At 51.9% G+C, this 16,730-nt stretch carries 16 protein-coding genes; all 16 read right to left on the bottom strand.

The window, feature by feature from the left end; translation table 11 throughout:
* Positions 1-14: 14 nt before the first annotated feature.
* Complete coding sequence (locus MPL1_RS14230) at positions 15-548, bottom strand: efflux RND transporter permease subunit (RefSeq protein WP_268743737.1); 534 nt, start codon at positions 546-548, stop codon at positions 15-17.
* Positions 482-3,124: an efflux RND transporter permease subunit gene (locus tag MPL1_RS00815; RefSeq protein ID WP_009725236.1), complete on the bottom strand. Its 2,643-nt coding sequence runs from the start codon at positions 3,122-3,124 to the stop codon at positions 482-484. The genes MPL1_RS14230 and MPL1_RS00815 overlap by 67 nt, the downstream gene beginning before the upstream one ends.
* Positions 3,121-4,191 (bottom strand): efflux RND transporter periplasmic adaptor subunit, encoded by a 1,071-nt coding sequence (locus tag MPL1_RS00810; RefSeq protein WP_040576739.1) that lies wholly within the window; start codon positions 4,189-4,191, stop codon positions 3,121-3,123. The genes MPL1_RS00815 and MPL1_RS00810 overlap by 4 nt, the downstream gene beginning before the upstream one ends.
* Before the next feature lie 111 nt (positions 4,192-4,302).
* Positions 4,303-5,058: an HAD family hydrolase gene (locus MPL1_RS00805; RefSeq protein ID WP_040576735.1), complete on the bottom strand. Its 756-nt coding sequence runs from the start codon at positions 5,056-5,058 to the stop codon at positions 4,303-4,305.
* Positions 5,058-5,234, bottom strand: coding sequence for a DUF3012 domain-containing protein (locus tag MPL1_RS13350; RefSeq protein WP_009725233.1), 177 nt, complete (start codon positions 5,232-5,234; stop codon positions 5,058-5,060). Before MPL1_RS13350 ends, MPL1_RS00805 begins: the two co-directional genes overlap by 1 nt.
* Before the next feature lie 26 nt (positions 5,235-5,260).
* On the bottom strand, positions 5,261-6,538 hold the full coding sequence (locus MPL1_RS00800) for a dihydroorotase (protein WP_009725232.1): 1,278 nt from the start codon (positions 6,536-6,538) through the stop codon (positions 5,261-5,263).
* Positions 6,535-7,503 carry an aspartate carbamoyltransferase catalytic subunit gene (locus tag MPL1_RS00795; protein WP_009725231.1) on the bottom strand — a complete coding sequence of 323 codons (969 nt, stop codon included), beginning with the start codon at positions 7,501-7,503 and terminating at the stop codon, positions 6,535-6,537. Before MPL1_RS00795 ends, MPL1_RS00800 begins: the two co-directional genes overlap by 4 nt.
* Positions 7,493-8,023 carry a bifunctional pyr operon transcriptional regulator/uracil phosphoribosyltransferase PyrR gene (pyrR, locus tag MPL1_RS00790; RefSeq protein WP_009725230.1) on the bottom strand — a complete coding sequence of 177 codons (531 nt, stop codon included), beginning with the start codon at positions 8,021-8,023 and terminating at the stop codon, positions 7,493-7,495. The genes MPL1_RS00795 and pyrR overlap by 11 nt, the downstream gene beginning before the upstream one ends.
* Positions 8,020-8,439, bottom strand: a complete 420-nt coding sequence (gene ruvX, locus MPL1_RS00785; protein ID WP_009725229.1) for a Holliday junction resolvase RuvX — start codon at positions 8,437-8,439, stop codon at positions 8,020-8,022. The genes pyrR and ruvX overlap by 4 nt, the downstream gene beginning before the upstream one ends.
* On the bottom strand, positions 8,439-8,996 hold the full coding sequence (locus MPL1_RS00780; RefSeq protein ID WP_009725228.1) for a YqgE/AlgH family protein: 558 nt from the start codon (positions 8,994-8,996) through the stop codon (positions 8,439-8,441). The genes ruvX and MPL1_RS00780 overlap by 1 nt, the downstream gene beginning before the upstream one ends.
* The gene (gene trkA, locus MPL1_RS00775) at positions 8,996-10,369 is read right to left on the bottom strand and encodes a Trk system potassium transporter TrkA (RefSeq protein ID WP_009725227.1); all 1,374 of its coding nucleotides are present in this window, start codon (positions 10,367-10,369) and stop codon (positions 8,996-8,998) included. The genes MPL1_RS00780 and trkA overlap by 1 nt, the downstream gene beginning before the upstream one ends.
* Before the next feature lie 8 nt (positions 10,370-10,377).
* On the bottom strand, positions 10,378-11,652 hold the full coding sequence (locus tag MPL1_RS00770; protein ID WP_009725226.1) for a sigma-54-dependent transcriptional regulator: 1,275 nt from the start codon (positions 11,650-11,652) through the stop codon (positions 10,378-10,380).
* Entirely contained in the window at positions 11,649-13,814 is a 2,166-nt protein-coding gene (locus tag MPL1_RS00765; RefSeq protein ID WP_009725225.1) for a sensor histidine kinase, read from the bottom strand. The genes MPL1_RS00770 and MPL1_RS00765 overlap by 4 nt, the downstream gene beginning before the upstream one ends.
* Positions 13,805-14,383 (bottom strand): DUF4390 domain-containing protein, encoded by a 579-nt coding sequence (locus tag MPL1_RS00760; RefSeq protein ID WP_009725224.1) that lies wholly within the window; start codon positions 14,381-14,383, stop codon positions 13,805-13,807. Before MPL1_RS00760 ends, MPL1_RS00765 begins: the two co-directional genes overlap by 10 nt.
* Positions 14,361-15,638 carry a 16S rRNA (cytosine(967)-C(5))-methyltransferase RsmB gene (rsmB, locus tag MPL1_RS00755; protein ID WP_009725223.1) on the bottom strand — a complete coding sequence of 426 codons (1,278 nt, stop codon included), beginning with the start codon at positions 15,636-15,638 and terminating at the stop codon, positions 14,361-14,363. Before rsmB ends, MPL1_RS00760 begins: the two co-directional genes overlap by 23 nt.
* Positions 15,639-15,666: 28 nt before the next feature.
* Positions 15,667-16,596, bottom strand: coding sequence for a methionyl-tRNA formyltransferase (gene fmt / locus MPL1_RS00750; RefSeq protein WP_009725222.1), 930 nt, complete (start codon positions 16,594-16,596; stop codon positions 15,667-15,669).
* Positions 16,597-16,730 lie beyond the last annotated feature (134 nt).

The following is a 16,730-nucleotide window of genomic DNA, read 5'->3' as shown; positions in this document are numbered from 1 at the left end:
TTTTTCTCCACAACTCAACCGATGATGACCTTTGGATTGTTTCTGTCTTTAATGGCATGAAACAGATGATAGACCAGCGGTACCAGCATCAAACTCACCAGCATCGAAAAGCTTAGTCCCCATACCACGGCGATCGCCAGTGGTTGCAGCATCTCCGATCCTTCACCAAAACCAATCGCCAGCGGCAGCATTCCCATGACGGTACTCAGTGTTGTCATCAGGATGGGACGCAGCCTTAAACGAACGGCAGCAATAATTGCTTCGGTCAGATTGGCGGTTTTTAACCGTTCAAGCTCTATGTAGTTGACCAGTAAAATGGCGTTGTTGACCACTATGCCGACCAGCATGATTGTGCCCAGCCAGATTGGCATGGAGAGTGGCAAATTCAACCAGTACACCCCCATTGCCACGCCGATTGCAGCAAACGGCACACTGAGCAGAATAATGATCGGGTTGAGCAGTGATTCATACTGAATGGCCATCACCACCAGCACCAAAAATAACGCCAGACCGAGCAACAGCATGTTCTGTCTTTGTTGTTGTTCCAGTGCCTCGCGCTGACCGCCATCGTAGAGTGTATAGCCTGCTGGCAGATCCAGTGACTGACGCATTCATCAAGCTGAATCAATGCTTCTCCCAATGTCGCCTCGGCCGCCAGTGCTGCAGAAAGTTCGACAATACGCATCTGGTTTTCCCGGCGAATTCTGGATGGGGTGGCCAGTAACTCAATTTCAGCAACGTCTCCAAGATACACGGGCATGCCATCATTGCCCGCCGGGAACAGAATCACCGATTGCAGTGCCTGTGGTGAATTGATTTCCTCCTGTGGCAAACGTAGCCTGATATTGTAGGTGCGGTTACCCTGCTGGAAGTCACTGATGACGCGACCTTGCAGCGCAATTTGAGCAGCTTCGGCCAGATCGGACATCGACAGGCCGAGTGATTCGGCACGGATTCGATTGAGATTGATGGATAGTTCAAAGCGTTCATCTTCAGCCGAGTGTTCAACATTCTCCAGCAAGGGGATTTGTCGCATCTTGTCGGCAATTTCATCGGCTATCTGCTTCATCACCAGCAAATCTTCACCTTGCAGTCTGAGGCTGATGTCTTCATCGCCACTGTGAGTTCTTAGTCCGCGAATACCGCGTTGAAACACAAATACCCTGAGTCCGGGTATCTGCAAATCATTAATTTCTTTGCGTAATTCCCGAATCCATTCCGGCGTTCTGACATCACGTTGTGACAGGGGCACTAATTGCACGGTCATTTGTGCCCGGCTGGGTTCTTCACGTTGAGAGCGGCCAAAAACCGTGCCGCCCACCAAAGTGAAAATGGTGTCTGTTTCGGATTTGGCGGCAATGATTTGTTCAATGCGCTGCACATTGGCATCCATTTCTTCTACAGAAACACCTGCATCCGAAGTCATGCGCATTTCCACCCGGCCATCATCAATGTTGGGTAGCAAAATCTGATTGCCGCTGGTGAAAACGGGCAACATTACGGCAAATCCGGTAATAAACAAGGCGATGACCAGTAGTTTGATTTTCAATAACAGTCGAATCAGCTTGCCATAGCCGCGTTGCAGAAGTTCGACAACGGCATCAACACCACGTCGAATGGGGTTGCTGCCTATTTCAGTGACTTTCGCCGCATAGGCAGGCACCAATGTCAGCGCGATCACCATTGAGGCAAAGATGGCTGATGAGATGGTGAAGATCAGCTCGCTGAACAGTAAGCCGGTTAATCCACCGATAAACAGAAACGGCAAAATAGCAGCAAGGTTGGTCGAGGTCGAAGCGACTATCGGGCCATTGACCTCTGCAGCGGCATGGGTGCCGGCCTCAAGCGGCTTTTCATGCTGGCACTGATGTCGGTAGATATTTTCCAACATGACAATCGTATTATCGACCAATAAGCCGACGCCCAGCGCCAAGCCTCCCAAGGTCATGATATTGAGGGTCAGGCCACCGGCACCGAGCAGGATAAAGGTAAACATCATCGCTATCGGAATCGCACTGCCAATAATTAAGGTACGACGGAGATTGCCGAGGAACAGATACACCACCAGCATCGCCAGCACCGCCCCACCCAGAGCAGCAGAGGCGGCATTTTGCAGGGATTGTTTGATGTAGATGGATTGGTCAGTCACGGCGGTGACTTCGATGCCTTGTGGAATGACATTTTGTGAGATGAGCCAGTCCAGTTGTTGCATAACAGACTGAACCACCGCGGTGGTGTTTGCTTCAGGCTGCTTCTGAATCGCCATTTTGATGCCGCTGACACCATCGGCCCGAATCAGGACTCTCTCATCCTCGCTTGAGTCAACCACTTTTGCCACTTCCTGCAGCAAAATGATGTTGTTGTCAGTCCGGCTTACCGGCAGCTGACGAATGGCCTCGACGGTTGAAAGGCGTCCGGCAATACGGCCCGTAATTTCACTGCCAGGCATTTGAAGTCGTCCGATGGCAATATCCTCATTGGCACCATCTATGGCCTGCACAATATCTCGATAACTCAGACCCAGTGCCGCCAGTCGCTGTTGATCAGGAATCACCTGAATCTCACGCTCGACACCACCGCCAATTTCAGCTGCTGCTACGCCGGGTAGATTGATAAACCATTTACTGAGCACATCATCGGTCCAGGTGCGCAGATCAACAATGCTCATCAGATCTGAGCTGACAACAAACTCGGTGACCGGAATTTGTGAGGGGTCGCGTTTGAAGATTTCCAGCAGAGAAATGGAAGAGGGAAGCTGTGAACGGGCTCGATCCAACCGGGTGCTGGCATCGCGCAAGGCAATATCAATATCCTTGTCATAGCCAAAGTCGATATCAATTTCCACCAGGCCCAAATCGGTGGCCGATTTGACATTGATGGCCCCTTCAGTGATGGCCAGCTGCTCCTCAATGAGTCTGGTGACGCGGTCCTCCATCACTGTGGCGGGCACGCCCGGCTCAAGAATACGAATTCGAATATCCGGATAGATGATTTGTGGCAATAAATCAATCGCCAGTCGGCTCAGTACCGCCAGGCCGAGCACAATCACCGAGGCGGCAATCATGCTGACGCCAATGGGGTGCTTAATCGACCAGGCGGCGAGGCCGCCCCCTTTTATGTTCATCGGTTCGAACCATTGCTGGCGCTGCCGACAATGGTCACCTGCTGATTGTCTCTGAGGTTGGTGAAGCCACGTATGACCAGTCGCTCACCCGGTTCAAGGCCCTCAAGGATCTCAATTTGATCACCGATTTCCAGACCGGTTTGCACGGCGCGTGTTTGCGCTCGGTTGTCATCGTCAATGATGAAAACATAGGGATGGGCAGTGGAACGACGCAAAGCGATGAAAGGAATTAATAACCTTTCCGAGCGCTGGGTTTGAAGAATAACGCGTACAAACTGACCCGCTCTGGCACCCAGCGGTACCGGATGCAGGGCAATCTCCACGGTGCCGGTGCGGGTCATTGGATCGATATCTGGATAGATGCGACTAATCTCGCCATACAAGGGTGTCTGAGCCGCAGAGCCCGTGCGAAGGGCATCAATGTAGAGCTCTACGGTATCGCCAACGGACAAGTGATTCAGTAAAAGTTCTGATAGTCGGACTTCAGTGATCAAAGTTTGCTGATCAGCAAGCGTCATTATGTGGGCATATCGATCGGCAATATTGCCAGGTTCGCTGCGCCGTTCGGTGACGACACCATCAATGGGCGATCTCAGCGTCAGAAATCCCAGACGGGTTTCCAGTGCAGCGACATCGGCCTGAGCAATCGCCAGGTCGGTCTCTATCTGCGTAAGTTCAGCGGCAGTGGTCAATCTGCGCTCAACCAAATCACGAATGCGATTAAGGTCAGTCTCGGACTTTTTCTGTAAAGCCAATGCTCGATTCAGTTGAGCACGCAGCAGTCGATCATCAAGTTTGGCTATGACCTCGCCTCGTTTGACCCTGTCACCTTCAAAAAATGGCAGTTCGGTGATCTGACCTTCTTCCTGGGTGAAAATCTGTATTTCCTGAATGGCTCTGAGTGTGCCGGTTCGTTCACGTCGTACTGACAGATCAATGCGCTGAGCCTCGACCACTTCAACCAGATGAGGTCTGGGCTGTGTTGTGGTCGGACTGGACTCGCGTTCGCATGCTGCAAGTGTGATTAACAGCAAAACCAACAAGGGTGTTTTGACAGTAAATTTCATGCGCTTAAGATTTGGCTTCGCCGCCTGGCCACGAATTGTGAATGACATCGACTGCTTGAGAGGGATTTGCCCGGGTAAAGTTCCTGATGACGGTCTGTTGATACATGAGTCTTATGACAAAATGATGTCTTCAGGTTTGGCCAGTATTCTTACACGGCAGTGTTGTTGTGCCATTTGTCTATCTTTTGGTGTGTTGTAACCCCAAACAGCCAGACCGAGTTGCACAGTATTGAGCGTGCCATCTTCAATAACTTCATACAGCGTGTTTACCCTGTCTTCGACAAATATCAGGGGCTTGGGCTGGCAGAACGCTTGTAACTGTTGGAGTATCAACGGCTTTCTCAGCTGTTTTTCCAGACCAAAGATATGGCGGTCATCAAGCGTGATGCCATTTGCAGACAAAATGGCGCTGACAAAGCGTTCCTGCTTGGTGGTGACAATGAACAGTTGCTGCTGAGGGATGCTGAGTAATAGCTCTTTGATACCCGGATAGAGAGGGTTGTTGGCCAACCAGCCGTCGAAATCATCGCTGATCCAATGATCGCGGATGGCTGCAAACACCGTTTTCAGTTGCGTAATATCACAATCAGACTCCGATAACATCTGCTGCATGGTGTCCGCAAAGAACTCCAGCAGTTGTTCAACGGGGGTGCCGTTGTAGAGTGCCCGACAGATTAAAATCGCTTCATAGCCGGTTTCCATTGCCGGCCTGACCTGCCTGAACATGGACAAGATATGTTCAGGCATTTGAGCAGGTAAATCAGGCCACAGGCTGACCGCCGCTTTCCAGCCACTAATGCCGGTTTCGATGGCGCTGTCGCAAATAACACCATCAAAATCCAGCGCATAGTAGTGGTCGCACAACATCAAAGCAGGCAGTGTTTGGCAAAATCCTTGGCTTCATTGGCTGTCCAGTCAGCCTTGCTTTTGTCTTGCAATTGCTCACACCACTTTTCACTACCTACCTCAGGACTGCAGGCCATCAGGCCAATAGAGAAGATGGCTGCGGTGAGGGCCAAGCCCGTTTTTTTGAATACCTGCATGCTTATACTCCCTGAGGAATGTTGATTTAGTTGCGTTGATAGACCAGTTTGCCTTCAAACAAGGTGTGACAGACCTGATGACTGAACAGCCAGCCTGAAAACGGACTGTTTTTGCCGGCGCTGAGAAACTGGCGCGGCTGACATTCGAACTGGGACTCTGGATCGATGATGCAAATATCAGCCAGGCTGCCAACTTTGAGTTGGCCAGCCTCTAGTCCGAGGATTTCTGCTGGCCGACAGGTGATGGCTGCCAAGGCATCGATCAGCGGCAGTTCGTCATCTTCGACCAGTTTCATGGTCAGTGGCAGCAGCGTTTCCAAGCCAGAGATACCGGGTTGCGTTTCGGCAAACGGTCCCAGCTTGGCATCATTATCAAGCGGTTGATGATGCGATGAGATGGCGTTAATTACGCCTTCCCGGAGGCCTTGTTGTAACTGCTCGCGATCTCTAAGGCTGCGCAGTGGCGGCAGTACGTGACTGAGGCTGTCGTAGTTGCCAAGGTCGTGCTCACACAAATGCAGGTGATGTGCACTTACATCCGCGGTGACAGGCAATCCGCGACTCTGTGCCTCTCGAATAAGTCGTACCGCTTTCCCGCTGGACAAACTGTGGAAGTGAGCGCGTACTCCGGTTTGCTCAATCAGAATCAAGTCACGACTGACTGCAATGGTTTCAGCACTTTCGGGAATGCCGGCAAGGCCCAGGCGAGTACTGACGGTGCCTTCGTGGACACAGCCACCGGATTGCAGCCACGGATCGGCAGGGTTGATGAATACCGTCAAATCCAGTGAGGCCGCATATTCCATGGCACGCTTGAGTACCACACTGTTTTTGATGACCGACAGTCCGTTACTGACGCCGATACAGCCGGCAGCTTTCAGTGCCGCCATTTCAGCCAGCAGCTCTCCTTGTAATTTTTGGGTCAGTGCGCCGATGGTCAGCACCATGGTGCGACCGGCTTTTTTGGCGCGATCTTCGATCAACTCAACAACGGCGGCAGTATCAATCACTGGATCGGTATCTGGCGGTACGCATAATGTGGTGATGCCGCCTGCAGCAGCAGCAAGCGTTTCGCTATGTATGGTTGCGGTGTGTTCCTGACCGGGTTCACGGAGTCTGGCGCTCAAATCCACAAGGCCGGGGCAGACAATCATGCCACTGGCATCAATGGTCATATCGGCATGAAAATCACTCATCTGCTCGGCGATGGCGACAATTTTGCTATCGTCGATAAACACATCCAGACCATTATCAAGTTGACTGGCCGGGTCGATGACGCGTCCGTTACTGATGCGGATTTTCATGTGTCTGTCTCTTGTTGTTGTGCACCCAGGGCCATCGACATCACCGCCATACGAATAGCGATGCCATGTGTGACCTGTTCCAGAATGACTGATTGCGGACCATCGGCAACCGCAGAGGCGATCTCGACACCCCGGTTAATCGGGCCCGGATGCATCACGATGGCGTCGGGTTTTGCCAATCGCAGTTTTTCGGGGCTCAGGCCGTAGCAGCGATAGTATTCACGTGCGCTGGGGATCAGTGCGCCTTTCATTCGTTCTAATTGCAAACGCAGCATGATCACCACATCGACATCTTTCAGTCCCTGATCCATGTCGTGATAGACATGCACGCCGAGCGTCTGGCAGTCACGTGGCAGTAGCGTCTGAGGGCCGATGACTCGAATTTCACCGACGCCAAGAATCGACAAGGCCTGAATTTGTGAGCGGGCAACACGTGAATGCAAAATGTCACCGACGATGGCGACACGAAGATTATGAAACTCGGGTTTGTGCCGACGAATGGTAAACATATCCAGCATGGCTTGTGTCGGGTGGGCATGACAGCCATCGCCGGCATTGATAACACTGACATGAGGTGCGACATGCTGGGCAATAAATTCGGCAGCTCCGCTTTGGTCGTGGCGCACCACAAACATATCGGTATGCATGGCTTCCAGATTGTGCAGGGTGTCGAGCAGGCTTTCGCCTTTGGAGGTGGCCGAGGTGCTGATGTTGAAGTTCATCACATCCGCTGACAGTCGCTTTGCAGCCAGTTCGAAGGTTGACCGGGTTCGGGTACTGTTTTCAAAAAACAGATTGATGATGGTTTTGCCTCGCAGCAGCGGGACTTTTTTCACCTGACGCTGGGTAATGCCGGAAAATTGTTCAGCCCGATCCATGATTTCGGTCAGCATCGGTTTTTTCAGGCCTTCAATGGTCAGAAAGTGGCGCAGTTGTCCTTGCTCTGTCAGCTGGTTACTCTGCATTTTCTGCCTCGGTGGATTTCAGTTTCAGGTGTAATCCACCGGTATTGTGCAGTTTGATTTGCTGCTTTTCCGGTAACTCGATTGAAATGCCGGCAATGTCAGGTCGAATTGGTAGTTGTCGGCCATCTCGTTCAACCAGTACTGCCAGTGTGACACTGGCGGGGCGGCCATAATCAAAAATCTCATTGAGTGCGGCGCGGGTGGTGCGGCCGCTGTAAAACACGTCATCCACCAGCAGCAGATGTCGGTCATCGACCGAGAATGGCAAGTCTGAGGGCGTAACCTGCGGGTGCATGCCGATTCGGGTGAAATCATCACGATAGTAAGCGATGTTCAGCGTGCCCAGTGGGCCATCAAAAAAATCTTCGCCAAGCCTCTGCGCCAGGGCTTTTGCCACCCATACGCCGCCGGTATGAATACCGATTAAAAGTGGCTGTCGTCCTGCCAGTTGTGACCGAATGCTATCGGCCATCTGGTCCAAAAGCGCGTCAATTTCTGCGTGGGTGCTTGGAATGTTCATTGTCGATCCAGCCATGATTGAAGAATGATTTGTGCTGATAAACGGTCAACATCACTGCGTTGTTTGCTCGCCATTTTATCGCGAATTCCCATATGTTCCAGTGCTTCGAAAGTGGTCAGTCGCTCATCTTGCCAATCCACGGCAATTTTGAAGCGTTCTTGCATGCGGCGGCCAAACTTGCGCGCGGCGGCTGTCATCGCTTGTTCGCTGCCATCCATGTTCAACGGTAGGCCGACGACCAGTAGCTGTGGCTGCCACTCCTGAACCAGTTTTTCCAGCATGGCCCAGTCTGGAATGCCATCTCTGGCTTTCAGGGCCGTCAGTGGGCTGGCGGTGCGTGTTAATTCCTGGCCAACCGCGACGCCGATATTTTTCATCCCGAAATCAAACCCCAATAGCGTGCGAGCCTGACTCATCAAGCATGACCACTGCTGGCAGAAATCAGATCAATGTTGATACCCAGTAGTTTTGCGGCAGCGTGCCAGCGCTGATCGGCCGGTGTTTCAAAAAGTATCTCTGTGGTGGCAGGCACGGTCAGCCAACTGTTGTCAGCCAGTTCCTGTTCTAATTGACCCGCTCCCCAACCCGCGTAACCCAGCGTGACCATAAAGCGTTCAGGGCCTGACTTTGTACCCAGCGTGGGCAGAATTTCACTGGAGGTGGTCAGATAAATGCCTTGATCTATCTCCATGGTGTTACGCCAATCGGCTGGACCGCCATGCAACACCATGCCTTGTTCCTTTTGTACCGGCCCACCGAACAACACCGGGGTGCTCATTTTCGCTTCAGAGTCGTTATCGATTTCAAGATGTCGCAACAGTTCTGTCAGCATGATTTTGGTTGGACGGTTGATGATCAGGCCCATCGCCCCATCATCGTCGTGTTCACAGAGGTAAACCACTGATCGATAAAAAAACGAGTCGGCCAGGGCCGGCATGGCTATCAGAAAATGATGTTTGAGAGAGTCAGTCATCAGAAAAAATTGAAACCCACCTGGAATAGTCGTTCGACCTCACGAATATGCCGTTTGTTGATCAAAAACAGGATGACATGATCTTCGGCCTCAATAACCGTATCGCGATGTGCAATCAACACATCATCGCCACGGACGATAGCGCCGATAGTGGTGCCAGGCGGCAAATCAATTTCGTCAATGCGTTTGCCAACCACCATGGACGAGCTTTTGTCGCCATGGGCGATGGCTTCCAGTGCTTCTGCTGCGCCGCGTCGCAGCGAGTGAACCGCGACAATATCGCCTCGACGAATATGTGCCAGCAAACTGCCAATGGTGGCTTGCTGTGGAGACAGGGCGATGTCGATGGTGCCACTTTCAACCAGATCCACATAGGCCGCCCGGTTGATCAGTGACAACACCTTGCGAGCTCCAAGTCGCTTGGCCAGCATGGCAGAGAGAATGTTGGCTTCATCATCGTTGGTTAGTGCGCAGAACAAATCGACTTTTTCGATTTCTTCCTCGAGCAGTAATTCCTCGTTAGCGACATCCCCAAGCAGAACAATACTGTTGGTCAGTTGCTCAGAGAGAAATTCGGCACGTTCAGGGTTGGCCTCGATCAGTTTTATCTGATAATCGTGTTCCAGGGCCTTGGCCAGCCTGACGCCAATGTTACCGCCACCTGCCAACATGATTCGTTTGTAGGGCTTATCAAGTTTTCGCAGTTCGGCCATGACTTTTCTGATGTCATTGCTGGCGGCAATAAAGAACACTTCGTCATCTGTTTCGATTACCGTGTCGGCGGTCGGATTTATGGCCTTGCCGTTGCGAAAGATCGCCGCAACACGGGTGTCGGTTTTGGGGATGTGTTCGCGAATTTCCCGTAGTGGGTTGCCCACCAGTGGGCCGCCATGAAACGCGCGGACTGCAACCAGTTGCACTTTACCTTCAGCAAAATCAAGAACCTGCAGCGCATTGGGATGGCTGATCAGGCGTTCTATGTAGTCAGTAACAATCTGTTCGGGGCTTATCAGCACATCGATAGCAATGGCTTCATTGTTGAACAGTTCGGGCTTACTCAGATATTCGGTGGTGCGGATTCGGGCGATCTTGGTCGGAGTGCTGTAGAGGGTATGGCAGATTTGACAGGCAATCATGTTGGTTTCGTCACTATTGGTGACAGCCAGAATCAAATCGGCGTCCTCTGCACCGGCTCGAGCAAGTACATCGGGATGCGAGGCATGCCCTTGAATGGTTCTAATATCGTAGTGATCCTGCAACTTCATCAGATTGATGGGATCGCTGTCGACCAGCGTGATATCGTCATCCTCACGTGCCAGCGTCGCGGCGACGGATGAGCCCACTTGACCTGCACCCAGAATCAGAATTTTCATGGTCTATCCTATGACTGCTTGATGTCGATACCCAGCGATCGCATTTTACGATACAGGTGGGTGCGTTCCATACCGGCAAGTTTGGCAGCCTTGCCAACATTGCCATCGGTCTCCTGCAATTTGTGCAGCAAATAGAGCCGTTCGAATTGCTCACGCGCTTCTCGGAGCGGCAGATCAAAATTGATCTTGCCGTCCTCCTGCGCTGCGATAGTGGAATTTTCCTGAAGTGCCGCATCGATTTGCTCGACGTCTATATCATCGGTTTCTTCGAGTAACAGCAATCGCTGAATAATGTTTTTCAGTTCCAGTACATTACCCGGCCAGGGATAATTGCGTAGACGATTTTGTGCCGCGACCGTGAAGCGACGGTAGGGCAATCCGGCTTGTGTGGTTTGCAGATCAACAAAGAAGTGAACCAGCTCGGGAATATCTTCGACATGATCGCGTAACGCGGGAAGGTTCAGTGTGATGCTGTTGAGCTGATACAGCAGTCCCTCGGCAAACTCACCATGCAGAATGGCCCGCTCCAACGAATGCTCATTGGCACAGATCAGTTGACAGCTGTTCATTTGGCCGCTCTCCAGCAGATGTGACAGCAGTGATTGGGCCTCATCGCTGAGCAGTCCTACATCATTGATGAAAACACAGTTGCTCTGGGCCAGCGAAGTCAGTTTCAGGCTGTCCAGTGGAAAGCTTTCCGGGCTGAGTTCGATAAATCGTCCATTGGCATAATTGCCAAGCCGATGCAGGTAGCGGGCAAAGCAATGTTTGCCGGTGCCGCCTTCGCCAATCAGTAGGATTGGCATTCCGTGACCGGCAACCCGTTCCGCCTGTTCGCGCAGCAAATTGATACTGGCACTTTTGCCGACAGGGGTGATGGCCTGTTCATGCTGGAGTGCCGATTGTTTCGCCTGATTTTCCAGCGCCTGTTCAACTGCGCGAAGCAGTTTGGCCATGGACAACGGTTTTTCGATAAAGTCACTGGCACCCAGTCTGGTGGCTTCAACAGCAGTTTCAATGGTGCCGTGTCCTGACATCATCAAGATAGTCACCGACGCACGCTGTTCCTTGAACTCCTTAAGCAGGCTGATGCCATCAACATCGGGCATCCAGATATCAAGCAACACCAATTGTGGCGTGATCTGGCTGAACTGTTGCCGCGCTTGCTGGCCGTCTTCTGCCGTGACAACGCGGTAGTTTTCATCCTCAAGAATGTCCTTGATTAGCTCGCGAATATCCGGTTCATCATCGACAACAAGAATTAACGGTTTTTCGGTGATCACGATTCTGACTCCTCCAGAGGCAGGCGAATTATAATACTGGCACCTTCGGGCTGCAGGTTTTCTGCCCAGACGTCACCACCATGTTCTTCAATGATCTTGCGAACAATGGCCAGCCCGAGGCCTGTGCCTTTGAGTTTGGTGGTGGTATAGGGTTCGAATAATTTGTCTGCCATATCGCTCGGAAAACCGGGACCCTGATCGGTCACGATGATTTCCAGCCAGCGCCGGTGGTCTTGCTCAACTGCATGGTAGCTGATGACGATATCGACTTCCTGTCCGGCTTCTTCACTGGCCTCGATGGCATTCTTGAGCAGATTGTGCAGCACTTGTCTGAAGCGGTTACTATCAATTTTTGCCCTTATATCACTCGGGCTGTTCAATACAACAAACTGATGGTTAGGGTTGCTCTGATACATTGCCAGCACTTCACGAATCAGTTCGCCGATGGAGTGCGTTTGCAGCTGCAAGGCCGGGCTGCGAGCATATTCGGAAAATTCATCCACCATGATTTTCATGGCTTCCACCTGATGAATGATGGTGTTGGTCAGCTTGCTTAATGCTGGCACCTGATCTTCGGGAACCAGCGGCTGGTATTTATGCTGTAGCCGCTCGGCAGACAATTGAATGGGTGTGAGCGGGTTTTTGATTTCATGTGCCAGACGACGAGCTACCTCACCCCATGCTGCATGACGCTGTGCTTGCAGCAATGCGGTGATATCATCGAACACAATCACCCAGCCACTGCCGGCAGGCAGGGGGGTACCATGTAACATCAAGGTTTGGCGGCCTTTGGCTTGTGTTAAATCGACCTGTTGTTGCCAGCCAGAATTTCGCTTTGAAAGTTCCTCTATCAGCTGACAGAAGACTTGAAGGTTATCGTTCAGTTGAGCCAGTTCCGATAGCGGGCTTTCCAGTTTTTGCTGCAAATTGACGCCGAGAATCTTGTTACTCGCAACATTGGCTGTGCGCAGATAGTTTTCGTTATCAATAGTTACCACGCCGGTCGATAAACTACCCAGCACAGTAGTCAGATAACTGGTTTGTTGCTCAAGCAAACGATGACTGCGTTGTGAAGCGTTTCTGGCCTGGGTCAGCCGTTCGGTCATCTGGTTGAAGGATCGGACCAGAAAACCAATTTCATCATGACTGGCAACATCAAGTTTCATATTGTAGTTGCCGGAGGCTACTGCCTGGGTGCCTTCTGCCAGTGATTGCAAAGGTTGCACAATTCTTCTGGAAATCCACACAGCAAACCATAATGACGCCAGGATGGTCAGAAACACGATAAGGCTCAGCGTCAATGAAAAAATGGTGATCAGCGGTTTGCGCAGATAGCTGATTTCCCGATAGTCGGTGTAGGCATCCTGAACGGTTTTTCCTAGAATGCTCAGATTACGATTGACCGGGAACATGACATGCAAAAGTCGCTGTTCCCTGAGCGGTGTCGCTGTTGGAATGAGCACCGCAGCGCGCAATTGAAGCTCATCTTTTTCCCCTGGATCCATGCCGATGTAGTCTTCCTGGGTTTGCAGCTGTCTGAGGATGGACTCACTCGGCCGTTCCGGCACCATGATCATCGGGCTCTCTACGCTGGACATCACCAGCTGACCATCAATGGTCCAGATGCTCACTTCGAGTGCGCCACTGAGTTTGATCAGCTCGCGCAGGTTGTGACCGAGGTTTTCATCGGGAATTTCTGACAATACGCCTGCCATCATTCTTGTCTGCCGGAGCAAGGTTCGCATTCTAATGCCAAAGGCAGCCCGGCTAAGTTCAAGCGAGTCAGTAAGTGCTTGCTCAACATTCACATCAAACCAGCTGTTGATTCCTCGGTGCAGAAAATGCAAAGAGAAGCCATAGACGATAGTGGTGGCGCCCAGTATCAGCATGACAAACAGACTGACCAGTCGAGTGGTCAGTCTTGAGCCGGGTTCGTTGTGTCTGAAATCACGAAATAAACGATACAGGCTGCGAATCAGTATTCCTGCCAGCAACACAAGACACAGCAGGCCAACGCCAAAAATCACCAGAAACAGGTCATTGAGTGCCGAGCTGTCTTCTGTGGCGGTGGTGAGTAACCAGGCCAGCACCAGCAATGAGATAGCGAGATAAAAGTATGGCGCTGTGCCGGTACTGAGTCGGCGAATAAGCTTCAGTACCATTTGGCTTCTGTCCAGGGGCTGGTGAGCTGCCATTTGGTCGACAACAGTGCACCTGGTCGCATGGGGGTGGGCAGGGCATGTAAATCCAGACCGCTTCGCAGTCTGAGCTGAAGTCGATTGTGTTTGAGCAGTATCTCAGGCGGCAGAGTCAGGGCATTGATTCGGCCCATTGATGCCAGTGCTTCTTCGATGGTCGGAAAGGTTTGAAACTTCTGTGTGCTGACTGCCGTTAACACATATTGTCTGGAGAGTTGATGGAAGCGCAGCTCGTAAACCAGCTCAGTACGCCACACTTTCCGGTTCCATTGCCAGAGTGGTCCGAGCACAGGGATTTCATTGATTAACTGAATTTCCTGGAAAAATGTGATTGGCACACCATGTTCCAATGCTTCGAGGACCCGAGGAGTCAGCGGGTAACTGATGGAAGCATTGAGGATATGGCCATTGCCGACCTTGCGAACATCTGCATGTTCAACCCTAAATGTTTCTGCAACTGCTGGCACAGACCAGCAGAGTGCCAGCATGAGCAGCAACTTGCGGGTCAGTTTAACTACGCTGAAGACATGCATAATAGAATCCGTCCATTACGTCATCGCCTGGCAGACGTTGATAACCAACGTGTGTGCGATGCGCGGGCGCATCAGCAATCTGAAGCTCTGTTGCGTCATGGTGGCGTTGTAAAAAGGCTTCGATCTGCTGCTCATTTTCCTGTTTCATGACTGAACAGGTCGTGTAGATCATCATGCCACCGGCTCGAACTAAAGGCCAGAGTGCGTCCAGTAGTTGTTGTTGTCTGAGCGCTAACTGCGCAATATCCTCTGGTCGACGCAGCAGCTTGATATCTGGATGACGGCGAATGACGCCAGTTCCAGAGCAAGGTGCGTCCAACAGGATGCGGTCGAATAATTGCCCATCCCACCAGCTTTCTGGCTGGCTGGCATCTGCGCACAGCAGTGAAATTTCCAAATTCAGGCGTGAGGCATTCTCAGAAATCTGTTTCAAGCGGCTTGCGTCCAGGTCCATGGCCAGTAGCTGGATATCGGCTTTATGCTCAAGCATGTGACAGCTTTTGCCTCCCGGTGCTGCACAGGCATCAAGTATTCGCAGTCCGGGCTCAAGCTGCATCAGTCGGACTACGTGCTGAGCGGCGCCATCCTGAACCGAGACTTCACCAGCTTCAAAGCCAGGTAACTGATACACATCCACTGCCTGGTCAAGCAAAATACCATCTGGACAGCTATTCAGCGCTTGCGCCGGGATGTCGGCCTGCACAAGTTTGTTTAAGTAGTCATCTCGACTGCATTTTTGCCGGTTGACCCGAAGCATCATGGGCGCAGCCTGATTATTGGCTTCGATGATGTCGCTGCAGCGACTTGGCCAGTCATGTGAAAGTTGTTCGAGCAGCCAGGCAGGATGTGCGCTGCTTGCCTCATTATCGCAGGCGAGATCTTGATTCAAGCTATCTGCACGACGTTGATAGGCTCGTAAGCAAGCGTTGATCATGCCGCTGGCCCATTGTTTGCCAAGTTTTTTGCTGGCATTGACGGTTTCGGAGAGTACCGCGTGAGGCGGCGTTCTCATGTGCATCAGCTCAAACAAACCGCATAGCAGCAGATTTTTCAAATCCTGATCTTTGGCTTTCAAGGGCTTGCTGAGTAATTGCTGGCTCAGGTAGTCCAGCGTGCTGTAGTGGCGGATGACGCCATAGGATAATTGCTGGCAGAGGCTGCGTTGCTTATCTTCCAGCAGCGGCAGTGAGCGACCAAGCTCAGCCGTCAGCGAATGTTTGTCTCGACTGACTGCCGTGATAATTCGAGCAGCCATACTGCGAGTGCAAAGTGTTTTGGATGGGCTAGCCAAGTGTCTCGCCTACCTCAATGCGATTGGCATTGATGAAGTCTGCGACGGACATGGCTTTTTTGCCCGGAGCTTGCAGTAGTTGCAGGCGAATGATGCCATTGCCGGTCGCCACATCGATGCCTTGTTTGGTCACAGACAACACCGTGCCAGCGCTGGACTGAGAATTGCCGGTCACAAGACTGGCCTGCCAAATCCTCAATGGCTGTTCTTTCCATTGGGTAAAAGACACCGGCCAAGGGTTGAAGGCTCGTATTTGACGGTCAATTTCAGCGGCTGATTTTTGCCAGTCGATTAGGGCTTCGCTTTTGTCGAGCTTACTGGCGTAGGTGGTATTGGCATCGTCCTGAACTTGAGCATTGCGTTGCCGGGCAGGCAAATCAGTCAATGCCTCAACCAGAGTGTTGGCTCCCAGCTCTGCCAGTCGATCATGAAGGCTGGCGGCTGTTTCAGTGTCTGCGATAGCGCATCGTACTTCGGCCAGCACGGGACCGGTATCCAGCCCTGCTTCCATCTGCATAATGCAAACGCCGGTTTCTTTATCACCGGCAAGAATGGCCCGTTGGATGGGCGCGGCACCGCGCCAGCGTGGTAATAAGGAGGCGTGCACATTAATGCAGCCGTGTTTGGGCGCATCAAGTATGCGCTGTGGCAGTAACAGGCCATAAGCAACCACGATCATGACATCGGCCTGATAGTGCTCAAGCCGTTGCCGGTCTTGCTCGTTTTTGAAGTTTTCCGGCTGTTCAACGGTAATTTGATGTTGCAGCGCTAGTTGCTTGACCGGGCTGGGCGTCAGTTTCCGCCCCCGACCTGCCGGACGATCAGGCTGAGTATAAACGGCGCAGATCTCATGTTCTGTGTCCAGTAAAGCTTGTAGTGATGACGCGGCAAATTCTGGTGTGCCCGCGAAGATGATGCGCATTAAAGTCCCCAGGTCTGTTGATCGATCATTAGCCGCTTTGCTTGTCCAGGTCGGTGCAAATGAGATGTTGTGGCTATTCTACAACAGCCTTATCCAGCGCGCTTGTATGGAATTGTCGGGCAAGGTTCGCGGCT

The sequence above is a fragment of the Methylophaga lonarensis MPL genome (assembly GCF_000349205.1).
In the GTDB taxonomy this organism is placed as follows: Bacteria; Pseudomonadota; Gammaproteobacteria; order Nitrosococcales; family Methylophagaceae; genus Methylophaga; species Methylophaga lonarensis.
This window is presented reverse-complemented; position numbering and strand designations above follow the sequence as displayed.